Origin of the sequence: Klebsiella sp. 2680 (genome assembly GCF_900198535.1) — a bacterium.
Classification (GTDB): Bacteria; Pseudomonadota; Gammaproteobacteria; order Enterobacterales; family Enterobacteriaceae; genus Klebsiella; species Klebsiella indica.
Genome location: NZ_FZNJ01000001.1, coordinates 1,275,719 through 1,289,630 on the forward strand (window position 1 = coordinate 1,275,719; position 13,912 = coordinate 1,289,630).

Below are 13,912 nucleotides of genomic sequence, written 5' to 3' on the forward strand. Positions count from 1 at the left end.
CAGAAAGATATACTCTGATGAGACACATGTCATTCTTTCGGCGCACTTACAGGCAACAAGACAGGAGGTTTTTGATGCTGATTGTTATCCCTATTCTTATTTTTGTTGCGTTAGTTATCGTTGGCGCGGCGGTGAAAATCGTCCCTCAGGGCTACCAGTGGACGGTTGAACGCTTCGGTCGCTATACGCAAACCCTCCAGCCCGGCATGAGCCTGGTGGTGCCGTTTATGGACCGCGTCGGACGCAAAATTAATATGATGGAGCAGGTGCTCGACATTCCTTCCCAGGAAGTGATCTCAAAAGATAACGCCAACGTGGCTATTGATGCCGTTTGTTTTATTCAGGTCATTGACGCGCCGAAAGCGGCGTATGAAGTCAGTAACCTTGAGCTGGCGATCATCAATCTGACGATGACCAACATCCGTACGGTTCTCGGGTCAATGGAGCTCGACGAAATGCTCTCTCAGCGCGACAGTATCAATACCCGCCTGCTACATATCGTCGATGAAGCCACCAATCCGTGGGGCATTAAAATTACCCGCATCGAGATTCGCGATGTTCGTCCACCGGCAGAACTCATTGACGCGATGAACGCCCAGATGAAAGCGGAACGAACCAAACGCGCCTATATTCTGGAAGCTGAAGGGATCCGCCAGGCGGAGATTGTCAAAGCTGAGGGGGAAAAACAGTCAAAAATCCTGAAAGCGGAAGGTGAACGCCAGTCCGCATTCCTGCAGGCGGAAGCGCGTGAACGTTCCGCCGAAGCGGAGGCCCGCGCCACCCAGATGGTTTCCGATGCGATAGCCTCCGGAGATATCCAGGCGGTGAACTACTTCGTCGCCCAGAAATACACTGAAGCGTTGCAGCAGATTGGTTCCGCGAATAACAGCAAAGTGGTCATGATGCCGCTTGACGCCAGCAGTCTGATGGGCTCAATCGCCGGGATTACCGAACTGATTAAGGACAGCGCCAGTGAGCGGAAAAAATCATGATTGAGATGATAATCGCCCATCCGCATATTTTCTGGCTCAGCCTCGGCGGGCTGCTGCTGGCGGCGGAAATGCTCGGCGGCAACGGCTATTTGCTATGGAGCGGTATCGCCGGGGTGATTACCGGCGTGTTGACCTGGATGCTGCCGTTTAGCTGGGAGTGGCAGGGCACGCTGTTCGCCGTGCTGACACTCCTGGCGGCCTGGCTGTGGTCACGCTGGTTGCGTAACCGTGTAAAACGCCAGAAACCGGCAGATGCGCAGCTCAATCAGCGTGGCCAACAGATGCTGGGGCGTCGCTTTACGCTGGAAAGCGCGCTGGTCAACGGTCGTGGGCATGTGCGCGTCGGCGACAGCTCATGGCCAGTCATTGCCGATGACGATCTCATGGCCGGCAGTAAAGTCGAAGTTGTCGCCGTCGAAGGAATTACGTTGCGGGTCAGAGAAATTCCCGTCAAACGCTAAACTTTTACCTTGCGATGACAGCAGCCGGAGAGATTATCGATTATCGGGCAATCCGCGCCGTCATCGCCGGGACAGGCATCCGCCAGCGCCAGTAGCTGAGCGCGCATACCTTGCAACTCGCTGATATGACGTTCAATTTCCGCCACTTTCTCCAGCGTCCGCCGCTTAACGTCGGCGCTGTGCCGCGAGGGATCGTTAAACAGAAATATCAGCTCGCGACACTCTTCCAGGGTAAACCCCACCTGACGCGCCTGCCGTAACAAAGTCAGTTCATCCAGATGCCGCTGGCTGTAGCTACGGTAACCATTTTCACTCCGTCGTGGCGGCGTCACCAGCCCTTTCTCTTCGTAAAAACGAATCGCTTTACTGGTCAGGCCGGTTTTTTTGGCTACATCGCTAATATTCATTTTTCCTCCTTGACCTTCCCCTTGCTGGAAGGTTTAACCTTGATAATACTCGATGAAAGAGTGGATCTGGTCAATCATTAACCGGAAAATTATTCAGGAGTTATTTATGTCTAACACTATCGACCTGGCGCTTGATGGCCTCTCCTGCGGCCACTGCGTCAAACGCGTAAAAGAAAGCCTGGAGCAACGCCCTGACGTTGAGCAGGCAGAGGTAACCATTACCGAAGCCCATGTCACGGGCAGCGCCAGCGCGGAAGCGCTGATTGATACCATTAAACAGGCTGGATACGGCGCGGCACTCAGCCACCCAAAGGCTAAACCGCTGGCAGAATCATCAACCCCGCCGGAAGCGCTGACAGCGGCCGCCCCTGAGCTTCCGGCAGCCCATGCCGAGGATGACAGTCAACAATTGTTAATCAACGGCATGAGTTGCGCCAGCTGTGTCTCCCGGGTACAAAACGCGCTTGCCGCGGTTCCGGGCGTCTCGCAGGCGCGGGTCAACCTGGCGGAACGCACTGCGCTGGTGATGGGCAGCGCGTCCGCCGCAGAATTAGTCCAGGCGGTGGAAAAAGCGGGCTATGGCGCCGAGGCCATCGAAGATGATCTCAAGCGCCGGGAACGTCAGCAGGAAACCGCCGTCGCCACCATGAAACGCTTCCGCTGGCAGGCCATCGTCGCTCTGCTGGTCGGTATCCCGGTGATGGGCTGGGGGATGATCGGCGACAATATGATGGTCAGCGACGCCAACCGTTCACTATGGCTGGTTATCGGCCTTATCACGCTGGCGGTAATGGTGTTTGCTGGCGGCCATTTCTACCGCAGCGCCTGGAAAAGCCTGAAAAACGGCGCCGCGACGATGGATACCCTCGTGGCGCTGGGCACCGGAGTCGCCTGGCTCTACTCAATAAGCGTCAACCTGTGGCCACAGTGGTTCCCGATGGAAGCCCGCCACCTCTATTATGAAGCCAGCGCGATGATTATCGGCCTGATCAACCTCGGCCATATGCTGGAAGCTCGCGCGCGTCAGCGTTCTTCCAAAGCGCTGGAAAAACTCCTCGATTTAACGCCGCCGTCAGCACGGGTCGTCACTGACAACGGTGAAAAAGATCTGCCATTGGCGGAAGTGCAGTCAGGGATGACGCTACGCCTGACCACCGGCGATCGTGTCCCGGTTGACGGCGTGATAAGCCAGGGCGAAGCCTGGTTTGATGAAGCGATGCTCACCGGCGAACCGGTGCCGCAGCAAAAAGGCGATGGCGACACCATTCATGCCGGGACCGTGGTGCAGGACGGCAGCGTGCTGTTTACCGCCGGCGCCGTCGGCAGCCAGACCACCCTGGCGCGGATTATCCGCATGGTGCGCCAGGCGCAAAGCAGTAAGCCGGAAATTGGCCAACTGGCAGACAGAATCTCCGCCGTGTTCGTCCCGGCGGTGGTGGCGATTGCCCTGTTCAGCGCCGCTATCTGGTACTTTTTCGGCCCGGCACCGCAAATCGTTTATACCCTGGTAATCGCCACCACGGTACTGATTATCGCCTGCCCTTGTGCGCTGGGGCTGGCGACGCCAATGTCAATTATCTCCGGCGTCGGTCGCGCGGCGGAATATGGCGTACTGGTTCGCGATGCCGATGCGCTGCAACGTGCCAGTACCCTGGATACGTTAGTTTTTGATAAAACCGGTACGCTGACCGAAGGTAAACCCCAGGTGGTGGCGATAAAAACGTTCACCGCTATCGATGAAACCACCGCGCTGCGTCTGGCCGCGTCTCTGGAACAAGGCTCCAGCCACCCGCTGGCGCGGGCAATCCTCGATAAAGCCGCGGACGATCGACTGCCGACGGTGAATAACTTCCGCACGCTGCGCGGGCTGGGCGTCAGCGGCGAAACCGAAGGTCACAACCTGCTGCTCGGCAACCAGGCACTGCTTAATGAGTACAACGTGGCGAGCGCGGAACTAGAAAGCGAAATGACCGCCCAGGCTTCACAGGGCGCGACGCCGGTACTGCTGGCGATAGATGGTCAGGCGGCGGCGCTGTTCGCCATTCGCGATCCGCTACGGGAAGATAGCGTGGCGGCGTTAGCCAGACTGCATCGTCAGGGCTACCGCCTGGTTATGTTGACCGGGGATAACCCAACCACCGCCAACGCCATCGCCAAAGAAGCAGGCATCGATGAAGTGATTGCCGGGGTTCTGCCCGACGGTAAAGCCGATGCCATTAAGCGCCTGCAAAGCCAGGGGCATCAGGTAGCGATGGTCGGCGACGGTATCAACGATGCACCCGCGCTGGCTCAGGCCGATGTGGGTATCGCCATGGGCGGCGGGAGCGATGTCGCCATTGAAACCGCGGCTATCACGCTGATGCGCCACAGTCTGAACGGGGTCGCCGATGCGCTGGAAATATCAAAAGCGACGCTGCGTAACATGAAGCAGAATCTGATGGGGGCGTTTGTTTACAACTCTTTGGGTATTCCGATTGCCGCCGGGATCCTCTGGCCGCTGACCGGAACGCTACTTAATCCGGTGGTGGCTGGCGCGGCCATGGCGCTCTCCTCAATTACCGTGGTAAGCAACGCCAACCGACTGCTGCGCTTTAAGCCAAAATCATAGCGCTCAGCAGACAGCGATAACCCAGCTTCCCCGGTCAGCGACTGCGCTGCCGGGGCATCCCGTTCTTCAGCCGCGGTCAATAAGTTCTCTTGCGCCTCCGTTCCCTGCGCGCTAGCATGGTTCCCTTACATTACGGAGCACGTATGGGCCTGTTAAATCGAATAAAAATGCTGTGGCGAGCCGTCGCCGGTTCGTCTTATTCCTGGCCCGCGCTGGATATCACCCTTCCCGGCAAGCGCTATCTGCACCTGGTCGGCAGCATTCATATGGGCACCCGCGATATGTCGCCCCCCGTCCGGCTGTTGAAAAAGATCCGCCAGGCCGATGCGCTGATTGTCGAGGCCGATATTACCGGCAATGAGACGCCGTTCAGCAACCTTCCCGCTTATCCACCGCTCGCCGAACGCCTGAGCGAGGCTCAGTTTGCCGAACTGAAAACACGCGCTGAGGAAATGGGCCTGGCCATTACACTGCTCGACAGCCAACCGTTGTGGCAGGTGGCGATGGTATTACAGGCCACTCAGGCGCAAAAACTGGGGCTGAGAGCGCATTACGGTATTGATTATCAGCTGCTGATGGCGGCGCGTGAAAACAATATCAGAGTGATGGAGCTGGAAGGTGCCGATAACCAGATTGCCCTGCTGCGGGATCTGCCCGATGGCGGGCTGGCGCTGCTGGAGGATACCCTGACCCACTGGCGTACCAATGCCCGGCTGCTGCAGGTGATGATCGGCTGGTGGCTGGAACAACCGCCGTCAAACAATGCAACCGCGCTACCAACAACGTTTAGCCAATCGCTGTATGACGTCCTGATGCACCAGCGTAATCTGGCCTGGCGAGAAACGTTGCTGGCGCTGCCGCCGGGACGCTACGTGGTTGCCGTCGGCGCGCTGCATTTGTACGGTGAAGGGAATCTGCCGGATATGTTGACGTAAAAAAATGGCCAATATTTCTATTGGCCCGTCAAAGAGGAATTTCATCATTATTATTATCCCGGGGTTCGCACCCCGGATCGTCCGATTGTCGCTCAAAGTGGCCATCACTGCCAACACTATTGCGCAAGATGATACTATTTTTTCGACCGCCGTCGGGCGTATGCTTATGCCACGTTAAATCGGTTGGTAAGAAGGATAACGATGACTCCCGCCGTAAAATTACTCGAAAAAAACAAAATCGCTTTTAACATCCACAGTTACGATCACGATCCAAACGAAACCAATTTTGGCGATGAGGTGGTACGTAAGCTGGGACTGAACGCCGATCAGGTCTATAAGACCTTGCTGGTAGCCGTCAACGGGGATATGAAACATCTGGCCGTCGCGGTCACCCCGGTGGCTGGCCAGTTAGATTTGAAAAAGGTGGCAAAAGCCCTGGGCGCCAAGAAAGTGGATATGGCAGACCCGATGGTGGCGCAGCGCGTCACCGGCTATCTGGTGGGCGGTATCAGCCCCCTCGGGCAGAAAAAGCGCCTGCCGACGGTCATTGACGCGCCTGCTCAGGAGTTTGCCACCATTTATATTTCCGGCGGCAAACGCGGGCTGGATATTGAACTGGCAGCCAGCGATCTGGCGAAGATCCTTGAGGCAAAATTCGCCGATATCGCACGGCGCGATTAGTCACTGTTTACCCGGCTCACTATCGGCAGAAAATCCCCGGAAATAGAGTATGGGCCCCTGTTCCCCCTTTCTGGAAGGGGGCTGGGGTGAGACATCGTTCCCGGACATCCAGTTTCCCCGGTCAGCGCCGCGCCGCCGGGGAATTCGACAAACATTACTGCCAGCTAACCTCGCCTTTCGGCTCATAGGCCGCCGCATCCAGCGGCGAGTTTTTCTGGATATACTCTTTTAACACCTCAGCATCAATGAAGCCGGTATTCACATAGCCGGGTTTGCTATCGATATGCGGATAACCATCGCCGCCAGTGGCGTTAAAACTCAGCGTCGCCATACGATAAGTTTTTTCCGGATCCACCGGTTCACCTTTAATTTTCAGATCGTCAAGTTTGCCGTTTTTGGCAACAAAACTAACGTTGGAAAACTGCGGATAGGCGCCGGAATCCGGCTTCATCTGCGCCACTGCGGTCAGATACTCCGTCACTTCCTTGCCGCTCATATCGACATACACCAGCACGTTACCGAAAGGTTGCACCTTCAGCACGTCTTTATAGGTAATATCACCCGCGTCAATCGAATCCCGCACCCCGCCGCCGCTCATGACCGCGAAATCGGCGTTACTACGCGCCATTTGCGCCGCCAGCAGCAGGCGCCCCATATTGGTTTGCACAAAGCGCACTTTACTCCGATCGCCTTCCAGATGCCCATTCACACTACCGATTTTCACCTGTAGCTGCGCTTTGCCTTTGTTCTGGAAAGGCGTCAGCAGGGAAAGCATCTGTGGGTTTTCAGCGATTTGCGGAGTATAGAGGACGCGCTCGCTCTCGCCGTTGTCGTAGGTGATCTTTTTCTTCAGGTTGACCGGGATCAGTTGATAGTGCACCAGCTTCATTTCGCCATTGCGGAATTCAAAATCAGCGCGGCCAACATATTTCCCCCACTCATGGGCCTGCACGATCCAGATACCATTTTGCTTGTCTGGCGCGCACGGGCTACCCGGCACATAGTCCACCTGCTTCTTATTCTCAGACGCCATACATACCGGATCCTGAGAATGACCGCCAACAATCATCGCCAGCGAACCTGTCGGCAGACTACGCGCCATCTCAACGTCACCGGGCGCATTTGAACCGTGCTCGCCGTTGTCATAATGGCCCATATGCGTCGCCGCCAGAATGACATCCGGTTTTTCGTTCTGCTGCAGCTCCTGAATGACTAATCTGGCTTCTTCCGCTGGTTTACGAAATTCGATATCCGTAAAATACTCAGGATTACCAATTTTAGCCGTATCGTCCGTGGTCAGGCCGATGACCGCAATATTCAGCCCGCCGCGTTTAAACAGCACCCACGGCTTAAACAAGCGTTCGCCGGTGCTTTTCTGGTAAATATTGGCGGAGATAAACGGAAACTTCGCCCATTTCTCCTGCTGACGCAGTACGCTAAGCGGATTGTCAAACTCGTGATTGCCTACCGCCATCGCATCGTAGCCAATCAGGTTCATCCCGCGAAAATCAGGCTCAGCATCCTGTAAATCGGACTCCGGCACCCCGGTATTAATATCGCCGCCGGATAACAGCAGCACGCTGCCGCCCTCTGCGGCGACCTCTTTACGGATACTGTCCACCAGCGTTTTTTGCGCCGACAGGCCATATTCGCCGTAATCGCTGCGCCAGAAGTGGCCATGATGATCGTTAGTATGCAGGATGGTAATTTTGTAGGTTTTATCCTGCTCATAGGCCTGCGCTGACAGGCTCCCCAGCGATAATGCAGTAACTAGCGCCAGCGCGACGCCCTGCTTCATAAAGTGCATATTTCTCTCCCTGACTTAGTAACAAATGCCGAAAGTATAGCGAGTTAGCCGATTAGACAAATATGTTTTCAGAATTGCGACTTCCTTCAAACCTCAGAGGCAGGTATGTTAGGCAGATAATAATTCCACCTGCATCCTCTATAAAAAACCGTTAAGTGAACCTATGGCCATGAATCAGACCGCACAACCCTTACCCGGCCCTGCCACTGCGCCGCAAAAAGCACGTACTTCGTTTGGCATTCTCAGCGCAATCAGCCTCTCTCATTTGCTAAACGATATGATCCAGTCGTTAATTTTGGCGATCTACCCGCTGCTGCAGGCAGAGTTTTCCTTAACCTTCGTGCAGATCGGGATGATCACACTCACCTTTCAGTTGGCCTCGTCGCTCCTGCAACCCGTCGTCGGCTACCTGACCGACAAACATCCGATGCCGTGGTCGCTACCGGTAGGGATGTGTTTTACGCTGAGCGGTCTGGTGCTGCTGGCGATGTCCGGGAGCTTCGGCATGGTTCTGCTGGCCGCTGCGCTGGTCGGTACCGGCTCGTCGGTCTTCCATCCTGAATCCTCGCGCGTGGCGCGCATGGCTTCAGGCGGACGCCATGGCCTCGCGCAGTCGATATTCCAGGTTGGCGGAAATTTTGGCAGTTCTTTAGGCCCGCTGCTCGCCGCGATTATTATCGCGCCATATGGCAAAGCTAACGTTGGCTGGTTCGTTCTCGCGGCGCTGCTGGCCATCGTGGTGCTGGCGCAAATCAGTCGCTGGTATGCCGCGCAGCATCGTATGAATAAAGGCAAACCAAAGGCGGTGATTGTCAATCCGCTGCCTAGAAACAAAGTAATTCTCGCCGTTTGCGTCCTGCTAATACTTATTTTCTCGAAATATTTCTATCTGGCGAGCATCAGTAGCTATTACACCTTTTATCTGATGCAAAAATTTGGATTATCCGTACAAAATGCCCAGATTCATTTGTTTGCCTTCCTGTTTGCGGTGGCCGCAGGAACGGTGATTGGCGGGCCTGTTGGCGACAAGATTGGCCGTAAATATGTTATTTGGGGCTCTATTCTCGGCGTAGCGCCATTTACCCTTGTTTTACCCTACGCCAGTCTGGAATGGACCGGTATTTTAACGGTGATTATTGGTTTTATCCTCGCGTCGGCCTTTTCCGCTATTCTGGTCTATGCTCAGGAGCTGCTGCCGGGCCGGATTGGCATGGTTTCTGGTCTGTTTTTCGGTTTCGCTTTTGGCATGGGCGGCCTTGGCGCCGCCGTACTGGGGCTTTTAGCTGACCATACGGGTATCGAACTGGTCTATAAAATCTGCGCTTTCCTGCCACTTCTCGGCATCCTGACGATATTTCTCCCTAATAACCATCAAAAGTCATGATTATCCGGCAGCCAAAGTGAAACTTTGGCTGCCACAATCTCTTACTTTACCGGCGTCATCCTGCATAACCTGCTGCCATTTTACGTTCTGTGCTTTTTTTCATGTCAATCCCATTTTTCTATAAAATTCAATAATTATTCATAAACAAAACAATCGGAATTGTCATAAACTATTACTCGGGCTTTTTGGTTTTATACCCTGAATCATTCGAGTCGCAGGGCAACTAACGCGGATAACCGTGTTTGAAGCGGGCAAACGCCACCTCAGAATGGCTGGCACCTCACCGTGGCGCAAAGGTCCTCAGGAGCTTGCTGGATATGGCCAGATCGCATTGGGGAGCCCCAGGAATCGGGCGAGTAATTGCGACATCCATGCCAATTGAAATATGACGGGTATCTATACCGAAAATGGATTAACTCACCACTGCAAGGAGACGGAATGCATCACGCCACCCCGCTTATTACCACCATTGTTGGCGGCCTTGTGCTCGCTTTTATACTCGGCATGATTGCCAATAAACTACGCATTTCTCCTCTGGTGGGATATCTGTTAGCGGGCGTTCTTGCAGGGCCATTCACCCCCGGTTTTGTCGCGGATACCAAACTTGCGCCGGAACTGGCCGAGCTTGGCGTGATCCTGCTGATGTTTGGCGTCGGCCTGCATTTCTCCTTAAAAGATTTGATGGCGGTAAAAGCCATCGCCATTCCTGGCGCAATCGCCCAGATAGCCGTGGCGACACTATTAGGCATGGCGCTCTCTACAATACTGGGCTGGTCGTTGATGATCGGTATCGTTTTTGGCCTCTGTCTTTCCACCGCCAGTACCGTGGTGCTGCTGCGCGCGCTGGAAGAACGTCAGCTTATTGATAGCCAGCGCGGGCAAATCGCTATCGGCTGGCTGATCGTTGAAGATCTGGTGATGGTGCTGACGCTGGTTCTGCTCCCCGCCGTCGCTGGCATGGCGGAGAAAGGCGATGTTGGTCTGGCTTCGCTGGCCGTCGACATGGGTATCACCATCGGTAAAGTCGTCGCTTTTATCGCGATAATGATGCTGGTGGGCCGCCGCCTGGTACCGTGGATTATGTCACGTAGCGCCGCAACCGGCTCTCGCGAGCTGTTTACGCTGTCGGTGCTGGCGCTGGCGCTTGGCATTGCCTTCGGCGCGGTTGAGCTGTTTGATGTCTCCTTCGCCCTGGGCGCCTTCTTCGCCGGCATGGTGCTCAATGAATCCGAACTCAGCCATCGCGCGGCCCACGATACTCTGCCTCTGCGCGATGCGTTCGCTGTGCTGTTCTTTGTTTCTGTGGGCATGTTGTTTGACCCGATGATTCTGGTGGAACAACCGCTGGCGGTACTGGGAACGCTGGCAATCATTATCTTTGGTAAATCAGCCGCCGCTTTCTTTCTGGTGCGAATGTTTGGCCACTCACCGCGTACTGCGCTGACGATCGCCGCCAGCCTGGCGCAAATCGGTGAATTCGCTTTTATCCTCGCGGGGCTGGGGATGATGCTGAATCTGCTGCCGCAGGCCGGGCAGAATCTGGTCCTTGCCGGCGCGATTATCTCAATCATGCTCAACCCGGTGTTATTCACTCTGCTGGAAAAATACCTCGATAAAACCGAAACGCTGGACGACCAGACGCTGGAAGAGGTGCTGGAAGAAGAGAAGCAGATCCCGGTTGATATTTGTAATCACGCGCTGCTGGTGGGTTTTGGTCGCGTTGGCAGCCTGCTCGGTGAAAAACTGATGTCCCAGGGAATACCGCTGGTGGTTATCGAAACATCGCGTACGCGCGTAGATGAGCTTCGCGCCAGGGGAATTCGCGCGGTATTGGGTAATGCCGCCAACGAAGAGATTATGAATCTGGCGCATCTGGACTGCGCCCGCTGGCTGCTGCTAACCATCCCTAATGGCTACGAAGCCGGGGAAATCGTTGCTTCTGCGCGTGATAAGTGCCCGCATATCGAGATCATCGCCCGCGCCCATTATGACGATGAAGTGGAGTACATTGTTGAACGTGGGGCCAACCAGGTGGTGATGGGCGAGCGGGAAATTGCCCGCGCAATGCTGCAACTGCTTGAAACGCCGCCAGCAGGAGAGGTGGTGACGGGGTAAACGTCCCCCCTCCCTGGCCCGGTAAGCGTAACACCGCCGGGCAATACAACTTAACGATCCCAGTAAGCCTCTTCCAGGCTGTCTTCCCGTTCCGGCAGGCCGCGAGTCAGGCGCGGCGAATGCTGATTCAGTACCTGATAGCTTACACGGTTAGCATATTTACACACCTGCGCCAGGGATGAATAGGTCAGCCATTTGCATTTGTGCTTGCTGGAGTTTGGCACGTTATTACGGTGATAGTTGTTGGCGGTGACATCATGCAGCAGCGCCGCCAGCGCGCCGTCGCCCGCGCCGTTGGTATTCATGATCTTCTCCGGCCCGCCCATATACGGGGCAATATGCGAATAAATGCGCAGTGGATTAACGCAATCCTGATAACGCATCGCGCGGCTGAATTCATACTGGTTAAACTCGGCGATAGCCCCGGGCAGCAGCGGATGCTGCGTTTTTCGCTTCGCCTCATCCTCGGTAAAACTCGCCATATAAAGCCCGGCAGGCCCGGCGGTACACAGTACCAGATCCACCCACTCCAGCGCCTTATCGGCAGCCAGCAGTGGATCGGACAAGCCGGTCAGCGCTTCCGCTTCCTCTTCATTCATCGCCAGAATCGACACATGCTCCTTGAGGAACTGCTGCCACCAGTCCGGGTTATCGGCGATAACGTATTTGGTGCCCAGCGTCAGAACCACCGGCACATCGTGCTTTTTCGCATACTCAATGGCTTTCATCGTCGCGTCCGCCATCGGCTCGCCCGGTTTGCAGCGCACAAGATAAGACGTCAGCACCAGCGCGGAAGCGCCGGCGATAACGCTTTCCGGGATGCTGTCCGGGTGCAGTTTATTCATATGGCCAGGACTGATGGCAAAAGTACGCTCACCGGAATCGCTAATCAGCGTAAAACAACGGCCAATCGCCCCATCCACGCCTTGCAGGTAGTTCAGATCGGTACGGCTGGAGGTATTACACAGATAACGGTAAGCATAACCGCCAATTTCAATATTGCGACACATCACGCCAAGCAGAACCGAGCGGTCATCCGCCAGCACCGAGTAGTTGTGCAACGTGTTGCCAATCGTGCCACCGGCAAACTGGTGGGTAATCAGATCATCGCGTACCAGCTCCTGATACAGCGCCTCGGCAACATCATCTTCAATCACCAGGGAGTGTCCGGCGCTCAGGCCGTAGCGTACGATAAACGCTTCATCCACTTTCGCTTCTATATCCACCAACGTTTGATCGATGCCGACGACCCAGGCGACGCTGGATTCATTGTCCGGCTGAATTTGTTTTAGCAGCGGATCGCGAGCGTTGACGGGAAAGTAGTGTTTGGATTTACGTTTACCGGGAAATTTCATAGTGGTGATTTATTGGCAGTGAACAAGCGGGGAATAGTAGCATACTCCCCTCACCACGCGCGATCAGCGATATTTCGCCGTCAGGTTGACCATCATTTCAATATGTGCGGAATCCGCATTAAGTGCCGGAATATATTCATATTTCTGCCCACCGGCGGTAAGAAAAATTTCCCGGTTCTGCACGGCGACCTCCTCCAGCGTTTCCAGACAATCAGCGGCAAATCCAGGACAAATAACCTGAATATGCCGGACCCCCTTCTCACCGAGCATTTTCAGCGTCTGGTCGGTGTAAGGCGTTAACCAGGGCTCCCGACCAAAACGCGACTGAAAGGTCATCATGACCTGTTCATGCGGCAGTCCGAGGGCTGAAACCAGTTCGCGGGTGGTATCACGACAACGCTGAGGATAGCTATCCCCTTGCCGGGCATAACGCTGCGGGATCCCATGATAGGAGAGCAGGAGTATATCCGGCTCACCATGCGCCGCAAACGAAGCGCGAACGCTGGCGGCAAGCGCGTGAATATAATCCATATCATCAGCGTAATCGCGAATAAAAGAGATTCCGGGGATTGACCGTTTTTTGGCGAAAATACGTCCCAGTTCATCCCAAACCGCCGCCACGGTAGAACAGGAGTACTGCGGATAGAGCGGCAGCACCACAATATGGTCAACCCCCTGCTCCAGCAGTTCATCCACTGCGCTTTCCAGCGACGGCGAACCGTAGCTCATCCCCAGCGCAACCGGCGTATCCGGCAGACATGCCGCCAGCGCCTGCTGTTGCTGACGACTGTAGACCATCAGCGGAGAGCCCTCCGCCATCCAGATAGACTGGTACAGCTTAGCCACCCGTGGCGCGCGCAGCGGCAATATCACGCCCCGCAGCAGCGGCCACCACAGCAGACGAGAAGTATCCACCACGCGTTGATCGCTTAAAAATTGCTTCAGATAGCGTTTAACCGCTTCAGGAGTTGGGGCATCGGGAGTGCCAAGGTTAGCCAGCAGGATACCGGTTTTCGTCTGATGCATTACCGCCTCTTATTGATTCAAATTGTTGATAATTGTAGCGGAAAAGCGAGGAAGAAAAACTAATTGCTGCGAGAGGTAAGATGAGAATTTGCCTGATGGCGCTGCGCTTATCAGGCCGACAAGAAAATCGTAGGCCGGATA

Annotated in this window: 11 protein-coding genes; 7 read left to right on the forward strand and 4 right to left on the reverse strand. The window is 55.2% G+C overall.

What is annotated here, in order from left to right; genetic code table 11:
* The first annotated feature begins 74 nt into the window (after positions 1-74).
* Both FN037_RS06060 and FN037_RS06065 read left to right on the forward strand, forming a co-directional pair.
* Entirely contained in the window at positions 75-992 is a 918-nt protein-coding gene (locus FN037_RS06060) for an SPFH domain-containing protein (protein ID WP_138357969.1), read from the forward strand.
* Positions 989-1,453, forward strand: coding sequence for an NfeD family protein (locus FN037_RS06065; RefSeq protein WP_142501741.1), 465 nt, complete (start codon positions 989-991; stop codon positions 1,451-1,453). Before FN037_RS06060 ends, FN037_RS06065 begins: the two co-directional genes overlap by 4 nt.
* Here the strand turns inward: FN037_RS06065 and cueR are convergent.
* Positions 1,450-1,860 (reverse strand): Cu(I)-responsive transcriptional regulator, encoded by a 411-nt coding sequence (gene cueR / locus FN037_RS06070; RefSeq protein ID WP_138357973.1) that lies wholly within the window; start codon positions 1,858-1,860, stop codon positions 1,450-1,452. The genes FN037_RS06065 and cueR overlap by 4 nt on opposite strands.
* Before the next feature lie 106 nt (positions 1,861-1,966).
* Here cueR and copA point away from each other — a divergent pair, with 106 nt between their 5' ends.
* The 3 genes from copA to ybaK all read left to right on the forward strand — a co-directional run bounded on the left by copA (position 1,967) and on the right by ybaK (position 6,084).
* Positions 1,967-4,468: a copper-exporting P-type ATPase CopA gene (gene copA / locus FN037_RS06075; RefSeq protein WP_138357975.1), complete on the forward strand. Its 2,502-nt coding sequence runs from the start codon at positions 1,967-1,969 to the stop codon at positions 4,466-4,468.
* Positions 4,469-4,611: 143 nt separating this feature from the next.
* On the forward strand, positions 4,612-5,403 hold the full coding sequence (locus FN037_RS06080) for a TraB/GumN family protein (RefSeq protein ID WP_138357977.1): 792 nt from the start codon (positions 4,612-4,614) through the stop codon (positions 5,401-5,403).
* A gap of 201 nt (positions 5,404-5,604) precedes the next feature.
* Positions 5,605-6,084, forward strand: coding sequence for a Cys-tRNA(Pro)/Cys-tRNA(Cys) deacylase YbaK (gene ybaK / locus FN037_RS06085; RefSeq protein WP_138357979.1), 480 nt, complete (start codon positions 5,605-5,607; stop codon positions 6,082-6,084).
* A gap of 154 nt (positions 6,085-6,238) precedes the next feature.
* On the opposite strand, the gene ushA is transcribed toward ybaK, so the two are convergent.
* Positions 6,239-7,891: a bifunctional UDP-sugar hydrolase/5'-nucleotidase UshA gene (gene ushA, locus FN037_RS06090; RefSeq protein ID WP_142501742.1), complete on the reverse strand. Its 1,653-nt coding sequence runs from the start codon at positions 7,889-7,891 to the stop codon at positions 6,239-6,241.
* Positions 7,892-8,054: 163 nt separating this feature from the next.
* On the opposite strand from ushA, the gene FN037_RS06095 reads away from it, so the two are divergent.
* Together FN037_RS06095 and ybaL are read left to right on the forward strand one after the other, a co-directional pair.
* Positions 8,055-9,275 carry an MFS transporter gene (locus FN037_RS06095; RefSeq protein WP_138357983.1) on the forward strand — a complete coding sequence of 407 codons (1,221 nt, stop codon included), beginning with the start codon at positions 8,055-8,057 and terminating at the stop codon, positions 9,273-9,275.
* A gap of 438 nt (positions 9,276-9,713) precedes the next feature.
* Positions 9,714-11,390, forward strand: a complete 1,677-nt coding sequence (gene ybaL / locus FN037_RS06100) for a YbaL family putative K(+) efflux transporter (RefSeq protein ID WP_138357985.1) — start codon at positions 9,714-9,716, stop codon at positions 11,388-11,390.
* Positions 11,391-11,440: 50 nt separating this feature from the next.
* On the opposite strand, the gene FN037_RS06105 is transcribed toward ybaL, so the two are convergent.
* Both FN037_RS06105 and hemH read right to left on the reverse strand, forming a co-directional pair.
* Positions 11,441-12,745, reverse strand: a complete 1,305-nt coding sequence (locus FN037_RS06105) for an inosine/guanosine kinase (RefSeq protein WP_138357987.1) — start codon at positions 12,743-12,745, stop codon at positions 11,441-11,443.
* 63 nt (positions 12,746-12,808) lie between these two features.
* Positions 12,809-13,771, reverse strand: a complete 963-nt coding sequence (gene hemH / locus FN037_RS06110; protein WP_142501743.1) for a ferrochelatase — start codon at positions 13,769-13,771, stop codon at positions 12,809-12,811.
* Positions 13,772-13,912: the final 141 nt, after the last annotated feature.

Bases quoted from the DNA above. Each gene is read 5' to 3' on its own strand.
- FN037_RS06060 (WP_138357969.1), top strand. From the start codon at position 75: ATGCTGATTGTTATCCCTATTCTTATTTTTGTTGCGTTAGTTATCGTT.
- FN037_RS06065 (WP_142501741.1), top strand. From the start codon at position 989: ATGATTGAGATGATAATCGCCCATCCGCATATTTTCTGGCTCAGCCTC.
- cueR (WP_138357973.1), bottom strand. From the start codon at position 1,860: ATGAATATTAGCGATGTAGCCAAAAAAACCGGCCTGACCAGTAAAGCG.
- copA (WP_138357975.1), top strand. From the start codon at position 1,967: ATGTCTAACACTATCGACCTGGCGCTTGATGGCCTCTCCTGCGGCCAC.
- FN037_RS06080 (WP_138357977.1), top strand. From the start codon at position 4,612: ATGGGCCTGTTAAATCGAATAAAAATGCTGTGGCGAGCCGTCGCCGGT.
- ybaK (WP_138357979.1), top strand. From the start codon at position 5,605: ATGACTCCCGCCGTAAAATTACTCGAAAAAAACAAAATCGCTTTTAAC.
- ushA (WP_142501742.1), bottom strand. From the start codon at position 7,891: ATGCACTTTATGAAGCAGGGCGTCGCGCTGGCGCTAGTTACTGCATTA.
- FN037_RS06095 (WP_138357983.1), top strand. From the start codon at position 8,055: ATGGCCATGAATCAGACCGCACAACCCTTACCCGGCCCTGCCACTGCG.
- ybaL (WP_138357985.1), top strand. From the start codon at position 9,714: ATGCATCACGCCACCCCGCTTATTACCACCATTGTTGGCGGCCTTGTG.
- FN037_RS06105 (WP_138357987.1), bottom strand. From the start codon at position 12,745: ATGAAATTTCCCGGTAAACGTAAATCCAAACACTACTTTCCCGTCAAC.
- hemH (WP_142501743.1), bottom strand. From the start codon at position 13,771: ATGCATCAGACGAAAACCGGTATCCTGCTGGCTAACCTTGGCACTCCC.